The 19957-nt window shown below is 33.5% G+C and carries 19 protein-coding genes; 16 read left to right on the forward strand and 3 right to left on the reverse strand.

The features are described 5' to 3' along the window. Positions 1-66 precede the first annotated feature (66 nt). From BD847_RS03215 to BD847_RS03255, 9 genes are all read left to right on the forward strand, one after another. A complete protein-coding gene (locus BD847_RS03215) occupies positions 67-1200 on the forward strand; it encodes an aspartate aminotransferase family protein (protein WP_115886809.1) in 1134 nt (377 codons plus the stop codon). An 89-nt stretch (positions 1201-1289) separates the two neighbouring features. Beyond that, entirely contained in the window at positions 1290-2483 is a 1194-nt protein-coding gene (locus tag BD847_RS03220; protein ID WP_115886810.1) for a glutamate-5-semialdehyde dehydrogenase, read from the forward strand. 99 nt (positions 2484-2582) lie between these two features. After that, positions 2583-3344, forward strand: a complete 762-nt coding sequence (proB, locus tag BD847_RS03225; RefSeq protein WP_115886811.1) for a glutamate 5-kinase — start codon at positions 2583-2585, stop codon at positions 3342-3344. Positions 3345-3484: 140 nt separating this feature from the next. Continuing rightward, positions 3485-4432, forward strand: a complete 948-nt coding sequence (locus BD847_RS03230; protein ID WP_115886812.1) for an N-acetylornithine carbamoyltransferase — start codon at positions 3485-3487, stop codon at positions 4430-4432. A gap of 103 nt (positions 4433-4535) precedes the next feature. Beyond that, on the forward strand, positions 4536-5309 hold the full coding sequence (gene argB, locus BD847_RS03235; RefSeq protein WP_115886813.1) for an acetylglutamate kinase: 774 nt from the start codon (positions 4536-4538) through the stop codon (positions 5307-5309). 290 nt (positions 5310-5599) lie between these two features. Then, positions 5600-6670 (forward strand): M20 family metallo-hydrolase, encoded by a 1071-nt coding sequence (locus BD847_RS03240; protein ID WP_115886814.1) that lies wholly within the window; start codon positions 5600-5602, stop codon positions 6668-6670. A gap of 228 nt (positions 6671-6898) precedes the next feature. Continuing rightward, complete coding sequence (gene argH, locus BD847_RS03245; RefSeq protein WP_115886815.1) at positions 6899-8179, forward strand: argininosuccinate lyase; 1281 nt, start codon at positions 6899-6901, stop codon at positions 8177-8179. 143 nt (positions 8180-8322) lie between these two features. Continuing rightward, a complete protein-coding gene (locus BD847_RS03250) occupies positions 8323-9324 on the forward strand; it encodes a DUF2157 domain-containing protein (RefSeq protein ID WP_115886816.1) in 1002 nt (333 codons plus the stop codon). After that, entirely contained in the window at positions 9321-10484 is a 1164-nt protein-coding gene (locus tag BD847_RS03255; RefSeq protein WP_115886817.1) for a hypothetical protein, read from the forward strand. The genes BD847_RS03250 and BD847_RS03255 overlap by 4 nt, the downstream gene beginning before the upstream one ends. A 167-nt stretch (positions 10485-10651) precedes the next feature. Here the strand turns inward: BD847_RS03255 and ytxJ are convergent, their stop codons facing one another. Beyond that, positions 10652-11041 carry a bacillithiol system redox-active protein YtxJ gene (gene ytxJ, locus BD847_RS03260; RefSeq protein ID WP_115886818.1) on the reverse strand — a complete coding sequence of 130 codons (390 nt, stop codon included), beginning with the start codon at positions 11039-11041 and terminating at the stop codon, positions 10652-10654. A 206-nt stretch (positions 11042-11247) separates the two neighbouring features. On the opposite strand from ytxJ, the gene clpB reads away from it, so the two are divergent. The 3 genes from clpB to BD847_RS03275 all read left to right on the forward strand — a co-directional run bounded on the left by clpB (position 11248) and on the right by BD847_RS03275 (position 15663). Continuing rightward, complete coding sequence (gene clpB / locus BD847_RS03265; protein WP_115886819.1) at positions 11248-13857, forward strand: ATP-dependent chaperone ClpB; 2610 nt, start codon at positions 11248-11250, stop codon at positions 13855-13857. Positions 13858-14214: 357 nt separating this feature from the next. Further along, positions 14215-15090, forward strand: a complete 876-nt coding sequence (locus tag BD847_RS03270; RefSeq protein ID WP_115886820.1) for a DUF808 domain-containing protein — start codon at positions 14215-14217, stop codon at positions 15088-15090. Positions 15091-15252: 162 nt separating this feature from the next. Continuing rightward, a complete protein-coding gene (locus BD847_RS03275) occupies positions 15253-15663 on the forward strand; it encodes a hypothetical protein (protein ID WP_115886821.1) in 411 nt (136 codons plus the stop codon). 109 nt (positions 15664-15772) lie between these two features. Here BD847_RS03275 and BD847_RS03280 read toward each other — a convergent pair whose 3' ends face one another. After that, complete coding sequence (locus BD847_RS03280; protein WP_115886822.1) at positions 15773-15967, reverse strand: hypothetical protein; 195 nt, start codon at positions 15965-15967, stop codon at positions 15773-15775. Positions 15968-16120: 153 nt separating this feature from the next. Between BD847_RS03280 and BD847_RS03285 the strand changes: the two genes are divergently transcribed. The 4 genes from BD847_RS03285 (at position 16121) to BD847_RS03300 (ending at position 18195) form a co-directional block, all read left to right on the forward strand. Next, entirely contained in the window at positions 16121-16531 is a 411-nt protein-coding gene (locus tag BD847_RS03285; RefSeq protein WP_115886823.1) for a hypothetical protein, read from the forward strand. 134 nt (positions 16532-16665) lie between these two features. Then, the gene (locus BD847_RS03290; RefSeq protein ID WP_147298492.1) at positions 16666-16911 is read left to right on the forward strand and encodes a hypothetical protein; all 246 of its coding nucleotides are present in this window, start codon (positions 16666-16668) and stop codon (positions 16909-16911) included. Further along, a complete protein-coding gene (locus BD847_RS03295; RefSeq protein WP_115886825.1) occupies positions 16911-17201 on the forward strand; it encodes a type II toxin-antitoxin system RelE/ParE family toxin in 291 nt (96 codons plus the stop codon). Before BD847_RS03290 ends, BD847_RS03295 begins: the two co-directional genes overlap by 1 nt. 103 nt (positions 17202-17304) lie before the next feature. After that, the gene (locus tag BD847_RS03300; protein WP_115886826.1) at positions 17305-18195 is read left to right on the forward strand and encodes a carbon-nitrogen hydrolase; all 891 of its coding nucleotides are present in this window, start codon (positions 17305-17307) and stop codon (positions 18193-18195) included. A 317-nt stretch (positions 18196-18512) separates the two neighbouring features. Here BD847_RS03300 and BD847_RS03305 read toward each other — a convergent pair whose 3' ends face one another. After that, a complete protein-coding gene (locus BD847_RS03305; RefSeq protein WP_115886827.1) occupies positions 18513-19775 on the reverse strand; it encodes an OmpA family protein in 1263 nt (420 codons plus the stop codon). Positions 19776-19957 lie beyond the last annotated feature (182 nt).

Consider the following 19957-nt stretch of genomic DNA (forward strand, 5'->3'; position numbering starts at 1 on the left):
TTTAATCGTTAATTTCGGTTAATCGATTAAACAAATCAACGATTAAACAATTAAACAAAACAAAAAATGAATTTATTCAACGTTTACCCATTATACGACATAACTCCAGTAAAAGCAGTAGATTGTACAATCATTGACGACAAAGGAGTAGAATACTTAGATTTATACAGCGGACATGGTGTGATTTCTATTGGACACACGCAGCCGGATTATGTAGCAAAACTTAAAAATCAAATAGATCATTTAGGTTTTTATTCAAATGCAATTCAGAATCCTTTGCAGGTTGAATTGGCTCAAAAATTAGGAAAACTTTCTGGTCTTGAAGATTATGAATTGTTTTTATGCAGTTCTGGTGCTGAGGCGAATGAAAATGCTTTAAAATTAGCTTCTTTCCATAACGGAAAATCAAGAGTTGTGGCTTTTGATAATTCTTTCCATGGAAGAACTTCTGCAGCTGTTGCTGTCACAGATAATAAAAAAATAGTTGCGCCAATTAATGCACAGCAAGTTGTTACTTTTTTACCTTTAAATCAAATCGAGTTAGTTGAAGCTGAATTGGCTAAAGGTGATGTTACAGCAGTGATTATCGAAGGAATTCAGGGAGTTGGAGGTTTAGATCAAGGAACAACTGAGTTTTTCCAGGCTTTAGAAAAAGCATGTAAAAAACACGATGCGGTTTTGATTTTAGACGAAGTACAATCAGGATACGGAAGAAGCGGAAAATTCTTTGCTTTCCAACATCACGAAATCAATGCTGATATTATTTCCGTTGCAAAAGGAATGGGGAATGGATTCCCTGTTGGAGCGATTTTGATTTCTCCAAAATTCGAAGCAAGTTTCGGATTATTAGGAACTACTTTCGGTGGAAGCCATTTATCTTGTGCAGCAGGAATTGCGGTTTTAGATGTAATCGAAAAATTAGATTTACAGAAAAATGTAAACGAAGTTTATGAATATTTCTTAGAAAAAATCAAAGAAGTTGAAGGAATCAAACAAGTAAAAGGAAAAGGATTAATGCTTGGAGTTGAGTTTGATTTTGATGTAGCGGCTTTAAGAAAGAAATTAATCATCGAAAAACACATTTTTACAGGAAGCGCGAACAATAAAAATCTATTAAGAATTTTACCGCCATTAACTGTGAAAAAAGCAGATATCGATACGTTTGTAAAAGCTTTAAAAGAAAGTTTAGAAGAACTATAATGTTAATTTGTTTAATCGTTTAATTGACTAAACGAATTACCGATTAACCAGTTAAACGATTAAACCAACTAACCAATTAAACCAAAAAAATGAAACCATTATCAATTGAAATACGCAATGCAGTTTTGCGGTCTATGGCAAAGCTGGTCGAGCAGGAGCGGAATGAGATAATCCTAACCAATCAGGAAGATCTTGCTGATTACGACGGCTCTGATTTAGCTATGGAAGAACGCTTAAAAGTAGATGATAAAAAAGTCGACGAAATGATTTTATCATTAAACCAATTGGCTTCTCAGGAAGATCCCGTTGGCGTTGAGCGTTTTCATTTTACACATGATAATGGAATAAAAGTTATAAATAAAACAGCCGCTTTTGGAACGATTTTGATTATTTACGAGTCTCGTCCAGACGTTACAATTGAAGCAGGTGGAATCGCTTTTAAATCCGGAAATAAGATTTTATTAAAAGGAGGAAAAGAATCTTTAAAATCAAACTTAAAAATCGTAAGTCTTTGGCACAAAGCTTTGGAAGAAAACGGAGTTTCAAAAGACTGGGTTGAATATCTGAATTACAACAGAACAGAAACTCAGGCTTTTTTAGAAAAACCAACTCAAAAAGTTGATTTAATAGTTCCAAGAGGCGGAGAAAAATTAATTGAATTTGTAAAAGCGCACGCAACCTGTCCAGTTATAGTAAGCGGGCGAGGAAATAATTTTGTTTACGTTCATGAAGATGCGGATACAGATTTAGCTTTAAAAGTAATTTTAAATGCTAAAACAGCTAAAATTTCGGCTTGTAATGCCTTAGATAAAGTTTTAATTGATTCGAAATTGCCAAATTTTGAAGGTTTTACTGCCATGCTGATTGAAGCCTTAATTGAAGCAAAAGTTGAAGTTATTGTAGATCAATCTTTAGCAAATTTTGAAAATACCAAAACGTTACAAAACGAAGATATTTGGTACGAAGAGTTTTTAGATTATAAAATTGTAATTGGAACAATTGATTCTCAGGAACATGCCATTGATATGATTAATAAATACTGCGGAGGACATTCTGCAGCAATTATTACCAGAGATAATGAAGTAGCACAGCAATTTATGGAATCGATCGATGCTGCAGCGGTGTACCAAAATGCATCAACTCGTTTCACAGACGGTGGACAATTTGGGCTCGGAGGAGAATTAGCGATAAGCACCGATAAATTGCATCAACGTGGTCCAATTGGTCTTCAGCATTTGGTAACGAACAAATGGTACGTTTACGGAGAAGGACAAGTTAGGTAATTGAGAGAATGTGAAAATTGAGGCAATTAGATAATTAGAAAATTCTAAGAGAAAAACTTAGAATCTCAGCATCTTAGAACCTTAGCACCTTTAAAAAAAATGGCAAAAAAACGGATTTTATTAAAAATAGGAAGTAATACTTTAACCAAAGAAACCAATCATATTTCGCGGGGAAAGATTGAAGACCTCGGAATACAGATTGCAGCTTTAAACGACGAATATGAATTTATCATAGTGAGTTCAGGAGCAATTGCAGCAGCAAAACAATTTGTAAAGCTTGACAATCAAGATAAAGATGTTTTTGTGAAGCAGGCTTTGGCTTCTATTGGACAACCTCATTTAATGCGGATTTACAATGAAAATTTTAAGGATTTAGGATTGAATACTTCGCAGTGTTTACTTTCTTATTCTGATTTTGAAAAAGAGCAAACCAAGAAGAACATTGTAAATACGATTAATGTATTAGTTAAAAACAATTACATTCCAATTATCAATGAAAATGATACCGTTGCCACAGATGAGATTCGGTTTGGAGATAATGATAAATTAGCAGCTTTAACGGCTGTTCTTTTAAATGTTGATATTCTGATAATTGCGACGAATACAAACGGAATTTATACGAAAAATTCTATTCATGATGAAGTTCCGGAAACAATCAAATTGGTAAATGATTTGAAGTCGCTTGAAAAAGAAATCGGCGAATCAAAATCATCACACGGAACAGGAGGAATGCAGTCTAAAATAGAAGCAGCAGCAATTTCAAAAGCAGCAAATATCGAAACCTGGATTGTAAATGGACTGAATGATAATTTTATTCTAAAGGCATTAAAGGACGAAATTCCGTTTACGAAAATCGTGTAAAAAGGTTTAATTGTTTAATCGTTAATTCGGTTAATCGATTAAAAAAAGAACATAAAAAACAAAAATGGATAGAAGTTAGATTTGTTTAAGTATCAAAACGATTAAACAAATCAACGATTAACCGATTAAACAAAAAGACAATGAACTATATCTCAATAAAAGACATCAACTCATTATCAAAATGGGTAAAACAAGCGATAAAAATCAAAAAGAATCCGCTTAAAAATCAAAGTTTAGGAAAGAATAAAACTCTTGGAATGTTATTCTTCAATCCAAGTTTAAGAACGCGTTTGAGTACTCAAAAAGCAGCTTTGAATTTGGGAATGAACGTTATGGTAATGAACTTTACCAACGAAGGATGGACATTAGAGTTTGAAGACGGAGCAGTGATGAATTCTGGTGCATCGGAACATATTAAAGAAGCTGCAGAAGTAGTTTCACAATACTGTGATATTATCGCAATTCGTGCTTTCGCAGGTTTGGTTGATAAAGAAAAAGATTATCAGGAAACAGTAATTTCAGGATTCTTGAAATACGCAACAGTGCCAATCGTAAACATGGAAAGTGCTGTTCGTCACCCATTACAATCACTTGCAGATGCGATTACGATGGAAGAATTCAAAACAAAACACAAGCCAAAAGTAGTGCTTTCTTGGGCGCCGCATCCAAAAGCTTTACCGCAGGCTGTAGCTAATTCTTTCGTTGAAATGATGCAGTTGCAAAAAGATATGGATTTTGTAATCACGCATCCAGAAGGTTATGAACTGAGTCCAGAAATCACACAAGACTGTAAAATCGAATACGATCAAAACAAAGCGTTTGAAAATGCCGATTTCGTTTACGTTAAAAACTGGAGCAACTTCAACGATTACGGAAAAGTAACCAACAGCGATCCAAATTGGACCGTTACAGCCGAAAAAATGGCTTTAACCAACAACGGAAAATTCATGCACTGTCTTCCAGTTCGTCGTAACGTAATTGTAAGCGACGAAGTTCTAGACGGAGAAAATTCAATCGTAATCGAGCAAGCGAATAATAGAACGTATTCAGCACAATTAGTTTTACAAAAGATTCTTAAGAAGATATAAATTTAAGGTGCAAAGTTGCAAAGGTTCAAAGGGAAAGAGGTTTAAAAACCTTGTGAACAACCTTTGCACCTTTGTACCTCTGAGCCTCTGAACCTTAAAAATAATGGACGTATCAGTAATAAAAATAGGTGGAAACATCATCGACAATCCAGCAGAATTAGAACAATTCTTAACCGATTTCTCTAAAATTGAAGGCTATAAAGTTTTAGTTCACGGCGGTGGAAAATCGGCTACAAAGATGGCGCAAAGTATTGGTTTAGTTCCGCAAATGATTGACGGACGCCGAATTACAGATGCTCCAATGTTGGATGTTGTGGTAATGATTTACGCCGGACAAATCAATAAACATATTGTGGCACAATTGCAGGCAAAAGATAATAATGCTATTGGTTTTTCTGGTGCTGACGGAAATTTAATTCAGTCAACAAAAAGAAATCATCCAACAATCGATTACGGATTTGTAGGCGATGTAAAGCAAGTCAACACCAAATTACTGGCAACTTTATTAGAAGCTGGAGTTGTTCCTGTTTTCTGTGCGATTACACACGATAAAAACGGGCAATTGTTAAACACAAACGCCGATACGATTGCAAGCGAATTATCAATTGCATTGTCTGAAGTTTTTGATGTTACGCTAACGTATTGTTTTGAAAAACAAGGCGTTTTGCAGGATTCAGAAGACGATTCATCTGTAATTACTGAAATCAATGAAGCTTTATATAATAAGCTAAAAGAAGAAAAAGTAATCCATTCCGGAATGATTCCAAAATTGGATAACTGTTTCAATAGTTTATCAAGAGGTGTGCAGAAAATCAAAATTGGACATCATAAAATGCTTCAAAATTCAGATATTCCGCATACAACGATTACATTATAGAAAATGTTGCAACGAATTGACTCTAATTTTACTGTTAAAAGAGAAAATAATTTTAGACATACAGTAAAAAGTTTATTTTGATTTTAAATCTGTGACAAAAAGATAATTTGTGAAAATTCGTGCAATTAGTGGCAAAAAAACAGCACTGCGCAGTGCTTTTAAATATTAATTTAAGAAATTTGCGCCAATTAAAAATGTCGCGTAAAAATGTCGCGTATTATTTAGTTAAGAAAGTAAAAGCTTAAAAAAAACTTAGCGACTTAGCGCCTTTGCGGCAAGAGCACAACAAAATGAAAAACATAGATACGCTTACCCAGGAAGCAATTAGTTTATTAAAAAGTTTAATCGAAACCCCTTCATTTTCAAGTGAAGAAGATCAAACGGCTCTTTTAATCGAAAATTGGTTCAATCAAAACGAGATTCCTTTCAAAAGAGAAAACAACAATGTGTGGGCTTTCAACAAATATTTTGACGAAAACAAACCAACACTTTTATTAAACTCACATCACGATACAGTACGACCAAATCAGGCGTACACCAACGATCCGTTTAAAGCAATCGAAAAAGACGGAAAATTATTTGGTTTAGGAAGTAATGATGCAGGAGGATGTTTAGTTTCATTATTAGCAACTTTTGTTCACTTTTACGAAAATCAAAACCTATCTCATAATATTGTAATTGTGGCTTCCGCAGAAGAAGAAAGCAGCGGGAAAAATGGTTTAAACAGCGTTTTGAAAAGCTTACCAGAATTAGATTGCGCCATTGTTGGAGAACCAACTTTAATGCAATTAGCAGTTGCCGAAAAAGGATTATTAGTTTTGGACGTAAAAGTAAAAGGAACCGCAAGCCACGCCGCACATCAAAACGACGATAATGCATTATACAAATCAATTCCGGTAATGGAATGGTTTAAAAACTATAAATTCGACAAAATCTCAGACGTTTTAGGTCCCGTAAAAATGACCGTGACGCAGATCAATGCAGGAAAACAGCACAATGTTGTGCCATCAGAATGTGATTTGGTGGTTGATATTCGTGTAACAGACCGTTACACAAATGCTGAAATTTTGGAAGTTGTAAAAGCAAATGTAAACGCTGAAGTAACGCCAAGATCAATGCATTTAAACGCATCGTCTATTCCAGTTGCGCACGGTTTGGTTCAAGCCGGAATTGCTTTAGGAAGAACAACGTATGGTTCGCCAACGCTTTCAGATCAATCGGTTTTAAGCTGTCAGTCTTTAAAACTAGGACCAGGAGAAACATTGCGTTCGCATTCAGCAGACGAATTTATTTTTATAAATGAAATTGAAGAAGGAGTCGATTTGTATATCAAAATACTAACCGATTTCTTTAAATTATAATATTTTTTAGGAGCTAATCCCGCTATCCGTTCCAATCTTTTTCTGACTAAAGAAGCCAGAAAAAGGATTTCCACTACTATCGGGGCTAGAAACACCATCAGTATAAACGACAACATTACTATAAATTAGAAAAATAAACCGCAAAGAAAGAAATCTAGAATCTAAGAAGTCTAAAAATCTAAGCAGTCTAACAATCTAAATTATCTAAGAAGTCTAAAAATCTAAGTTATGAAACTTTGGGAAAAAGGAATACCAACAGATAAACAAATCGAACAATTCACAGTAGGAAACGATCGTGAACTGGATTTAGTTTTAGCAAAATACGATGCTTTAGGTTCAATCGCTCACGCCAAAATGCTTGGGCAAATTGGTTTATTAACTGAGGAAGAAACAACTTCTTTGGTTGATGCATTAAACGAAATCATCGCTGATATCGTAGTTGGAAATTTCGAAATCGAAGACAGTTTCGAAGACGTACATTCTAAAATAGAATATCTTTTAACGGTAAAACTTGGCGATGCTGGAAAGAAAATCCACACTGCACGTTCTCGTAACGATCAGGTTTTAGTAGACGTTCATTTGTATTTAAAAGACGAATTAAAAGCAATAAAAGAACAAGTAAAAACTTTGTTTGACTTGTTGATGGAATCAGCAGAGAAACATCAAAATGTTTTATTGCCAGGTTATACGCATTTACAAATCGCTATGCCATCATCATTTGGAATGTGGTTTTCTGCTTATGCTGAAAGTTTGATTGATGATATTACAATGCTAAACGCGGCGTCTAAAATTGTAGATCAGAATCCGTTAGGTTCTGCTGCAGGTTACGGAAGTTCATTCCCAATCAACAGAACATTTACAACGCGAGAACTAGGTTTTGAAACCTTAAAATACAATGCTGTTGCAGCGCAAATGAGCCGTGGAAAAGCAGAGAAGACTGTTGCTTTTGCGATGACAAGTGTTGCAGGAACGTTATCAAAATTTGCAATGGACGTTTGTTTGTATATGAGCCAGAACTTTGATTTTATTGGCCTTCCAGCACATCTTACAACAGGTTCGAGCATTATGCCTCATAAGAAAAACCCAGACGTTTTTGAATTAATCAGAGGAAAATGCAATAAGATTCAGGCACTTCCATACGAAATCACTTTAATTACCAATAATCTTCCAAGCGGTTATCACAGAGATTTACAGCTTCTAAAAGAAGGTTTATTTCCAGCAATTCAAACTTTAAAATCTTGTTTAGATATAGCAATCTTTTCAATAAAAGACATCACAGTTAAAGATCATATTTTAGAAGATAAAAAATACGATTATTTGTTTACAGTTGATACTTTAAACGAAATGGTAGTAGACGGAATGCCATTTAGAGATGCGTATAAAGCCGTTGCTGAACAATTAGAAGCAGGAACATACAAATCTCCAAAAGAAACCAAACACACACACGAAGGCAGTATTAATAATTTATGTCTTGATGCTATTAAAGATAAAATGAAAGCGGCTTTATAATAGTCACTTTTAAGAATAAAAAAACCGATTTGCATTTAGTTGTAAATCGGTTTTTTTATTCTTAATAATATTGTTTTGTGAATTTAAGAAAATTCGACCTAATTTCTATAAATTTGAGAATTCATTATTTTTAAATTCTAGATATGAAGCAATTTGATGAGCAAGCGACACAGCGTCTTTTTGAGAAAAATCTAATTACTGAAAATCAGTTTCAGGAAATAGAGACATATCGGGCTCTAGGTATTTTTTCATTGAATGCAGAGTTAAAACTATTTCTTTATTTATCAGTTTTGTTATTTACTTCGGGAATAGGAATCTTGATTTATGAAAATATTGATACCATTGGCCACATTGCGATACTTTCGATTTTGTTACTTGTAATTGTGATTTGTTTCTATTACTGTTTTAAAAATTCAAAAGGATTTCAAAAATCAGAGACAACTTTCGAGCATCCTGTTTTAGAATATTTAGTTTTAGCGGCAAATATTCTAACGTGTATTTTTATAGGATATCTTCAGTTTCAATACAAACCATTTGGAGAACATTACGGACTGGCAACTTTAGTTCCAACAATAGTCAGTTTCTTTTGTGTGTATTATTTCGACAATAAAAGTGTTTTGACGATTGCAATTACAGGTTTGGCTGCTTATATAGGTCTTTCGGTAACGCCGCAAGATATTTTTAATGACAGCAATAATTTGTATGCAAGTCAAAATTTAAGTTACTCGGCCGTGATGCTTGGTGTTTTATTGATTTTATGGACGATTTACAGCAATAGAGTTTCTTTAAAAACACACTTTGGTTTAATTTTTCTGACTTTTGCATTGCATATTATAAGCATAGCCTCAATTAGTAATTTAGCCAGTTACGATATGCTTAATTGGATGTTATTTGCTTGTGTCTTAGTAGCTTCTACTTTTTATTTTTATAAAGCGAGTTATGAGAATAAAGCAATGTCTTTGTATGTTTTTATGATTATTTACGGGTATATTGGTGCGAACATAATTTTGTTCAGAATATTTGAGAATATTGATTTCTCTGATATTTGGGAATTGTTCGTTTTTCTATTACCTGTTTATTTTATTGGTTCAATTGTAATGTTCATTAAATTAATTAAAAACTTTCATAAAGAAATTGCAGAATGATTGTATACGATAAAAAAATATTAGACAATGAAATTTTAGTTGATGAAGCTGATACTTTATATAAAGGTGGTTTTATAAGTAAAGAACAGAAGCAATTTATAAAAAAGGAATTATCTGTTTTTAGAAGTCAGAATAATATCCTTGTTAGAATTGGATTCTTTTTATTAGGTAGTTTTTTGTACGGCTCAATTTGTGGTGCAATTTCTATTATTGGGATGAATGCAGAGAATGCTTACTTCAAAATCTGCTGTTATATTTTTGCTGCGGTTGGCTTTGCGGGCTCAGAATTACTGGCAAAACAAAATTATCATAATCATGGATTGGATGATGCGTTTATCTTGGGAACCATTTTAAACATTGGATTTGCTATAGGAATTACCACAGACGGTTATGAGTCTGTGATAGCTTTTTTTATGGCAATCGCTTCTCTTTATATGTTTTTAAGATACCTGCATCTGCTTTCAATGCTGGTTTTTTGTTTTTCAATTACCGCATTTTTGTTTTTTCAAATGTTTGAATTTGGCGAAATAGGAAAAGCTATTTTACCATTCACAGCGATGACTTTTGCAGCTATTTGTTATTTTCTAACCAAGAAATTAATCAATAATCTAATCAAAAGTTATTATTATAAAGGACTTTTGCTTGCGAATACTTTCTGTTTGGTTCTGTTTTACCTTTCTTGTAATTATTTGGTTGTTAGAGAGCTTTCGGCAGAACTTTTAGGAACAGAAGTTCAACCTGGAACCGATATTCCGTTTGCGTTTTTCTTTTACGGGTTTACTTTTGTTGTTCCAATTGTCTATTTAGTTCAGGCTTTAAGAACAAAAGACAGATTTATGCTTTGGATCAGCTTTTTAGCGATTGGATTTTCAATCTATACAATTCGATTTTATTATGCTGTTTTGCCTATAGAAGTTGCGCTGACGCTTGGTGGACTTGTTTTATTTGCAATAGCATATTTTTCGATTAAAAAATTAAAAGAAAAAGAAAGTGGTTTAACATTTAAGCCAGACAGAATTAATCATTCAGATAACTTTTTAAACGCGGAAGCTTTAGTTGTAGCTTCAACTTTTGGAATAAAACCAGAAGTTAAAGTAGATTCTCCAATGGAATTTGGTGGAGGAGGTTTTAGCGGCGGCGGATCAGAAGGAAATTTTTAAATTGTTTTGCTACAGATTAAAGGATTTGCACAGATTACAGTCTAAATTAAATTGCCACGAATTACATGAATTTACACAAATCAATTCGTGAAAATTCGTTTAATTCGTGGCAACTTGACAAAGATTAGAAAATCATTTTAATCTTATAATCTGAGGCGAAAAAAAAACTATACTTTACTTTTCAGCGCCTCTGCATCAATATCGCTATGCGAAACATCATATACTGCTTTTCCGTTTTTAATTAAGATCAATTGTGGTGATTCATGATAAACACCAAATCGGCTTGCGATTTCATTTGAAATATCACGATGTGCAATTAAATCCAGGAAATAAGCATCAACAACTTCTTCAAGATCAAATTCTCTTTCAAATTGTTTTAGAGCCATTCGGCTAATGCTGCATCTTGTGCTGTGCTTAAAAATTACGACTGGTTTTTCGTTAGAGATTGTTTCAATTTCGGTTAATTGAAGTATATCCGTTAATTCTGTCCAGTTTACTTTACTTTTTGGAGCTTCTGAGTTCTCTGAACTTCCGAAGATTGAATTTAAAAAACTCATATTTGACTTGTTTTATGACTTTTTGACAGCTTAATCTGATAAAAATCATGATTTATAGGTCATTTTGTCTTTATTTTTACTATGGAATATAATTTGTCTATTCGAATACAAAGTTAAATGATTTGAGTTAAAAATCTATCTCAATAAGTTGTAACTTTAAACGTGTTGAAAATCAAATAAATAGATCAATCATAAATCGAAAAAATATGAATATTAACAAATTTACTATTAAATCGCAGGAAGCCATTCAGTTGTCTCAGCAATTAGCACAACGAAATGGTCAGCAGCAAATTGAAAATGAACACATTTTCAAAGCAATATTTGAAGTTGATGAAAACGTAGCGCCATTTATTCTGAAAAAATTAAATGTAAATGTGCCTTTGTTTTTACAAATTTTAGACAGTACAATTCAGAGTTTTCCAAAAGTTTCAGGAGGTGATATTTTGCTTTCCAGAGATGCAAACAAAGCTTTGAATGAAGCTGAGATTATCGCACAAAAAATGAACGATGAATACGTTTCGATCGAGCATTTAATGCTAGCTATTTTTGACTCAAAAAGTAAAGTTTCTCAAATCTTAAAAGATCAGGGAGTTACTGGTAAAGGTCTTAAAGCGGCAATTGAAGAATTGCGTAAAGGAGAAAGAGTAACATCGGCATCAGCTGAAGAAACTTATAATTCTTTAAATAAATATGCTAAAAATCTAAACGAATTAGCAAGAACAGGAAAATTAGATCCAGTAATCGGTCGTGACGAAGAAATCCGTCGTGTATTGCAGATTTTGACGCGTAGAACCAAAAACAATCCAATGTTAATTGGTGAACCTGGAGTTGGTAAAACTGCTATTGCAGAAGGTTTAGCACATCGAATTGTAGATGGTGACGTTCCGGAAAACCTGAAGGATAAAATCGTTTTCTCATTAGATATGGGAGCTTTGATTGCCGGTGCAAAATTCAAAGGAGAATTTGAAGAGCGTCTAAAAGCGGTTGTAAAAGAAGTTACATCTGCAGAAGGAGATATCGTTTTATTTATAGACGAAATCCACACACTTGTTGGTGCAGGTGGAGGAGAAGGTGCCATGGACGCAGCAAACATTCTAAAACCAGCATTGGCCCGTGGTGAATTGAGAGCAATTGGTGCAACAACTTTAGATGAGTATCAAAAATACTTCGAAAAAGATAAAGCGCTTGAAAGACGTTTCCAAAAAGTTTTAATTGATGAACCGGATACCGAAAGTGCGATTTCAATTTTACGTGGAATCAAAGAGAAATACGAAACACACCATAAAGTTCAGATTAAAGACGAAGCTATTATTGCGGCAGTTGAACTTTCACAAAGATATATTACAAACCGTTTCTTACCGGATAAAGCAATTGACTTAATGGATGAAGCGGCTTCTAAACTGCGTATGGAAATCAATTCAAAACCTGAGGAATTAGATGTTTTGGATCGCAAAATTATGCAGTTGGAAATCGAGATTGAAGCCATTAAACGCGAAAAAGAAGAAAGTAAATTGAAAATCCTGCATATGGATTTGGCGAACTTAAAAGAAGAACGAAATGAAATCTACGCAAGATGGAAATCTGAAAAAGATATCGTTGACGGAATTCAGGCTGTAAAACTTGAAATTGAAGACTTTAAGTACGAAGCTGAACGTGCAGAACGTGATGGCGATTATGGAAAAGTTGCCGAAATTCGTTACGGAAAAATAAAAGAAGCGCAGGAACGTCAGGATGCATTGCAAAAGCAATTATTGGAATTTCAATCGGGTAATTCTTTAATTAAAGAAGAAGTAACTCGTGAAGATATTGCCGAAGTTGTAGCAAAATGGACCGGAATTCCAGTAATGAAAATGCTTCAAACAGAAAGAGAAAAGTTATTGCATCTTGAAGATGAGTTGCACAAACGTGTAGTTGGTCAAGAAGAAGCGATCGAGGCTGTCAGCGATGCTGTTCGTAGAAGCCGCGCCGGTTTGCAGGATATGAAAAAACCTGTCGGTTCATTCTTATTCTTAGGAACAACGGGAGTTGGTAAAACAGAGCTGGCAAAAGCTTTGGCCGAATATCTTTTTGACGATGAAAATGCCATGACGCGTATCGATATGAGTGAGTATCAAGAACGCCACAGTGTAAGCCGATTAGTTGGTGCACCTCCTGGATATGTTGGTTATGATGAAGGTGGTCAATTGACTGAGGCAGTTCGTAGAAAACCATATTCTGTAGTTTTGTTGGACGAAATCGAAAAAGCGCATCCGGATACGTTCAATATCTTATTGCAGGTTTTAGATGAAGGTCGTTTAACAGATAATAAAGGTCGTTTGGCTGATTTCAGAAATACGATTATTATCATGACTTCTAACATGGGAAGTACTATTATTCAGGAGAAATTTGAAAACCTTAAAGGAAGCGTTGAAGCGGCAACTGAAGCTGCAAAAGAGGAAGTTCTTGGATTGTTAAAACAAACAGTTCGTCCTGAATTTATAAATCGTATCGATGAAATAGTGATGTTTACGCCGCTTACTATGGAAAATATTTCCAGAATTGTAAGCTTACAATTAAAAAGTGTAACAAAAATGCTTGCATTACAAGGTATTACGATGGATGCGACTCCAGAAGCGATTGCATATTTGTCTGACAAAGGCTACGATCCGCATTTTGGTGCAAGACCTGTAAAACGTGTGGTACAGCGAGAAGTTCTGAATCAGTTGTCAAAAGAAATTTTGGCGGGAAATATTACAACAGACAGTATCATTTTATTAGATGCGTTTGATGGAAATTTGGTTTTCAGAAATCAGACACAAAACCACGTAGCAGAATAATTTCTAAATATTTTAATGTTCAAAAAACACCAGTCAGAAATGATTTGGTGTTTTTTTTTGTTTTAAACCATAAATATTGAAACTTTTTCTAAAATTATTATAAATAAAATAGTAAGTATAATTCTCAAATTTACAGTAACTTAAAATCAAAAAGCTATGAACAATATATTTAGAGGATTAATCGCGGGATACGGCGCAAAAAAGTTAGGTGGAGGTTGTTTTGGGACAATCTTGGTGTTTATAATTATCTGGGTTTTATTAGGGCAGTGTAGTTAGAATTAAATCCAATATTCTGTTAAGAAATTAGGAGAAAAAGTAGTAGATTCGCACCACTTAAAATTAAAAAAGCAGAACAAAATGGCGTCAGGTTTCTTTGTATTATTAGATGATATCGCTGCAATTATGGATGATGTTGCAGTAATGAGTAAAGTGGCAGCAAAAAAAACAGCTGGAATTTTGGGAGATGATTTGGCCGTAAATGCCGAAAAAGCTTCAGGGTTTGCATCATCTCGTGAGCTTCCTGTTTTGTGGGCAATTAGTAAGGGTTCATTATTGAATAAAATCATAATTCTTCCAATTGCATTTTTACTAAGTGCTTTTTTACCTATTGCAATTATAATAATTCTTGTTCTGGGCGGACTTTTTCTGGCTTATGAAGGAGCCGAAAAAATCTATGAATTTATTTTTCCTCATAAACACGAAGAATCAGAAGGTATAACTGATGAAGTACTTACTGAAGAACAAATTCTGGAAATGGAAAAAGGAAAGATAAAATCAGCAATCGTAACTGATTTTATATTATCTGTAGAAATCGTCATTATAGCATTAGGAACCGTTATTGGAGAACCATTAACACAGCAAATAATAGTCACTTCAATAATTGCATTGGTTGCGACAGTAGGCGTTTACGGAATTGTAGCCCTTATCGTTAGAATGGATGAAGCTGGTTATAAGCTTATAAAATTCAGTAAAAGTGAAAAAAGCATTTCAAGATTTATTGGAAACCTATTGGTAAAAGCGCTGCCGTTGGTTATTAAAGCTTTAACCGTAATAGGCACTATCGCCTTACTTTTAGTGGCAGGAGGTATATTTGTGCATTACATACCATTTTTTCATCATTATGTTCCTCAGATCAAGCTTCCCGCAATTATCAAAGAATTTGTAATTGGTTTGGCTTTGGGATTAGTGGTTTTGGTAATCGTAAATCTCTTAAAAAAAATCTTTAAAAAATAAAATGGCAAAATTATTGCTATCTGTACTTAAAATGTATAAAAAGAAATACTATTAATGTGTTGGTTTTCAGTGTTTACGTCTTAGTTTTAAAATTTAACACTTTTTTGACGCAACCAAAACGACTTATTAGTATCTATGTAAAATGAACAAATAATTATTTTTATGAAAAAATTTAAATTGCAATCTCTTGCCGCTCTACTATTTATTGTAACCGTGTTAACTTCTTGCAGCAGCGATACCGATACTCCAAAAGACGACAACATCTATAAAAGCTCATTTGTAACAGAGGTTGTTGGACCAGTAACGGGAAATGTAAATCAGGAATTAAGTTATAGTGTTTCTTATCAGGTTGAAAATGGTTGCGGCCAGTTTCACCAAATGACAGATGTTAACTTTAATAAAGTAGATGGATATCAGGTAGAAGTAAAATATCCTCCTACATGTTCAATTAATGCTCCGGAAATTAAAAGAACAGTATATAAATTAACGGCTCCGGCAGCACCTGGAACTTATTATTTAAGATTTGCTAAATCTGACAGCGAATTTATCACAACAACTGTGGTTATCAAATAATTTGAAATAAAGTACTCTCTAACATTTGTTAGATAGAAAACACCAGTCATTTTTTGGCTGGTTTTTTTTTTTTTTTTTTTTTTTTTTTTTTAAAAAAAAAAAATTTTTTTTAAAAATTTTTTCTTTTTTTTTCTTTTTTTTTTTTTTTTTTTTTTTTTTTTTTTTTTTTTTTTTGAAGCAGAAAAATCATTTTCATAAGAACAGTTGTCCCGCTATCCACTATATCTTTTTTCTGTCTGTTTCCAGCCAGAAAAAAGGATGCCGTTCCTATCGGGGCTAAACCAGAAATTTTAGTTCTTTTCAAGAAAAATCAGCTGAAAATGTGATTTTTTTTGAGCTTATAAGTTTTTGGCTAATAGTTGGTTATGATTTATTGAGACAATTTAACATTTTGTAAAAGCAACCTTTGTCGTTATGCAGCATCTTCATAGTAATTAACAATTAATTATTATTTTATATGAAAAGTTTTAGATTAAAATCAGTTTTAGTAGTATTATTTTTATCAATAGGATTAGTATCATGTAGTAACGATGATGATGAGAAACCAGTTGAACCGACTTCAAACGTTGCTTTCGTTACCGAAATTAAAGGACCAGCAACAGGAAAGGTAAATGACGAATTAAGCTACGAAGTGACATTTTTAGTAAAGAATGCTTGCGGTGAATTCGACAAAATTTCTGAAACAAAAATTGGTGACGTAAGTGGTTTGCAGGTAGAAGCAAAATACCCTTCTGAAGTTTGTACAACTCAAGTTCCGGATCCTAAGAAAACAGTTTACAAATTCAAAGCTACAGCAAAAGGAACTTTCGAAATTAAATTCAAAAAATCAGAAACTGAATTCTTAATTCAGAAAGTTGTTATCGACTAATTAGCTGAGATATTTATTTAGGTTGAAAGCCATTTTGCAGAGGTTTATTTTTAAGCTGATGTAAAATGGTTTTCTTTTCTAACCAGAAATATGAACGAAATTTTCTATCTTTGAGAGGTCAAAATTATATGATTATGGGAGCTTTAGAGTTGAGAGAAAGTGTGCTAGAATATATTAATACAGCTGATGAACGTCTTTTAAAAGTTGTAAAAGCAGTTATTGAAAGTTATCAAGAAGAAGAAATAGTTGCATTTTCAGTAGAGGGAAAACCAATAACAAGAAGTGAATATAAAACTCAATTGGCAGATACTAAATTAGAAATTGAAAGAGGAGAATATACTTCACAAGAAGATTTAGAAATAGAATCTGAGAATTGGTAATGGATAAATCATTAAAAGTAGTATGGACGAATACTGCAAAGAATGAGCTAAAAACAATTTTTAGTTATTATAAAGAGAAATCGCTTCAAGGTGCTAATAATTTAAAAAATGAAATTCTAAAAGTCACTAAAGAAATACATTTTAGCGAACAATATCAAAGTGACGAAATTGAACCCGAATATAGAAGAATTATTGTAAGAGATTATAAAATATTATATTTGGTAAAGGACGAAATTTTATATATCTCTAAAATATTTTCGACAAAACGAGATTTTACAAAACAATTATAAAGAGAGCCTAAAGCTCTTTTTTTTATATCATATAGTTAAGTAAAATAAACTCGCTTTGCCATTCCTTTAAAAAATGTTATTTTTGCACTCTAAATTTTATGTCATGCCGAAAAGAAAATATAAAATATCGGTTATTCAGTTAAACCTGAATGATGTTGCCGAAAACAATCTGAAAAAATGTATTAGCTGGGTAAGAGATGCTGCAAGTCAGGGAGCGGAAGTAATCTTATTGCCTGAATTATATAGCAGTCATTATTTTTGCCAAAGCGAAGATGTAGATAATTTTGCATTAGCAGAACCACTTTATAGTACTTCATTTATTGCTTTCAGCGAATTGGCAAAAGAATTAGGAGTAGTGATTATCGTTCCTTTCTTCGAAAAGAGAATGGCAGGAATCTACCACAATAGTGCTTACATCATTGATACAGATGGTACAGAAGCTGGTTTATACCGTAAAATGCACATTCCGGACGATCCACATTTCTATGAAAAATTCTATTTTACCCCTGGAGATTTAGGTTTTCAGGCAATCGAAACTAAAAAAGGAACCGTAGGAACTTTAATCTGTTGGGATCAATGGTATCCGGAAGCAGCTCGTATTACAGCTTTAAAAGGTGCTGAAGTTGTGTTTTATCCAACAGCTATTGGATGGCATCCAAAAGAGAAAGAACAATACGGAGAAAATCAATATGGTGCATGGATGAACGTAATGAAAGGTCATGCGGTAGCAAATGGCGTTTTTGTTGCGGCTGCAAACCGAATTGGTCTTGAAAAATACCTTGAAGGAACGGAAGGAATTCAATTCTGGGGAGCTTCATTTATTGCTGGACCACAAGGTGAAATTTTAGCTCAGGCTTCGCACGATAAAGAAGAAATCTTAATCGCAGAAGTAGATTTAGATTTACAGGAAAATGTTCGTCAAAACTGGCCATTCTTTAGAGATAGAAGAATTGATGCTTTTGGAGATATCACAAAAAGAGCAATTGATAAATAATCCGATTGAAATTATATAAGAAAAGAGCTGTCTAAAAAAGACAGCTCTTTTTTTTCTAAGCTTCGGAGAAGCGAAATATTTATAGAAAAAGAATAATGTTTACAGTAGAAAGCTCCAGCGGAGCGATATGTTTTTTACAATCTAAGACATTTCGCTCCGCTGGAGCTTTTTAGTTGTTGTCTCAAATTTCTATAAATATTTTGCTCCGCTGGAGCTTTAAAATAAATATCCATTACTTAAAAAAAAATAGCAATAGCATAACAAAAAAGGCAGTTTCGATTTCGAAACTGCCTTTTTAAAATATATAGAACTAAGATTTATTTCACTTGGAAAGTAACTCTTCTCACGATTTGACGTGCTTCTTTAGAATTTTTGTTAACTGAAGTATCTTCTCCGTTAGCAATTACATTCAATCTCGAAGCGTCAATTCCGGCGTTTACTGCTACTTTTTTCACAGCTTCCGCTCTTTTTCTTGATAATTCAGTATTGTAGCTTGTTTTTCCAATTTCGTCAGCATAACCAATAATATCAGCTGATTTTCCTGGATTGTTTTTCAAGTATTTCACTAAGAAATCAACTCCGGATAAAGAAGCATTTGTAGGTTTAGCCGAATTAAAGTCAAAATAAACATTTACATAACCACTGTTGATTAGTTCTTCAACAGTATTGTTTGTCATATTTCCACTGCCTTTCTTTTCGTACGTTTTATCTAAGTAGCTTTCTAACTCATCTGGCACACCATTTTGATTCGTATCAATAGATTGACCTTTTGTGTTAACAGCAACTCCTGCAATACTATTTGGTTCTAAATCATATAAATCGGCAACACCGTCTTTATCTGTATCTAAAAGGCCAGATTCAATTAAGTCAACTCTTTGTTCCAATTCGCTGATTCTGTCTTCTTCGCCAACCCAGTCAGCATGTTTCTCATTTTTACCTAAGTAAAACGTTAAACCTACAGAAGCATTTAATAAAACGCCGTCAAATGAACCGGCAGTTGTAGTTCCCATTCCGTCAAAATTCCAGTTTTGTCTTCCGTTTACAATTCCGGTAAGGTCACCTGTCAAAGCAACTCTGTTGCTTAATTTTACTTGTCCGGTTAAACCTGCTATTCCGTGGGCCATATAATCTTGTCCGCCAAATCCAGTTTCAGTACTGATTTGTGCAACTCCAAAACCACCATGCGCCAAAAGACTAAATGTGTTTGTCCATGTTTCAAAATTTAATGCACGTCCAACATTTACAACTCCTTGCAAACTCGCTCTAACATAGCGGCTTTCAAAATCTGGAGTGTCTTTTTTTTCCTTAAATTGGTCGTAACCAACATCTAATTTCAGACCAAATTTTGGGTTAAACATATATCTAACACCTAAATCTCCGTGAAAGAAATTTAAGGATTCTGTTGCATAACCTGGAGTCATAGCTCTTGTTGGTTTGTTAACACCACCATTAAGTTCGATAGACCATTTGTTGTATTCGGCTTGATCAACAGCTGGTTTTGTAGAAGTAGTTGCCATATTTTGTGCGCCTGCGGCAAACGTAAGTAACAATAGGGATACGGAGGCTAGTTTCTTTTTCATGATATCATAAATTTAATTTCGTTATTATTTTAACTGAAGACAAATTTATAGGCTCAATTCTAGAATGTGTTCTATTTGCTCTTACATAATTTCCACGTTTTGGCTTTTTATTATGTAAAATCGTTAATAAAACTAAAATTTAAAGCACAAAAAAAGGACAAAATTTAAGTTTTGTCCTTTTC

Source organism: Flavobacterium cutihirudinis (genome assembly GCF_003385895.1).
Lineage (GTDB): Bacteria > Bacteroidota > Bacteroidia > Flavobacteriales > Flavobacteriaceae > Flavobacterium > Flavobacterium cutihirudinis.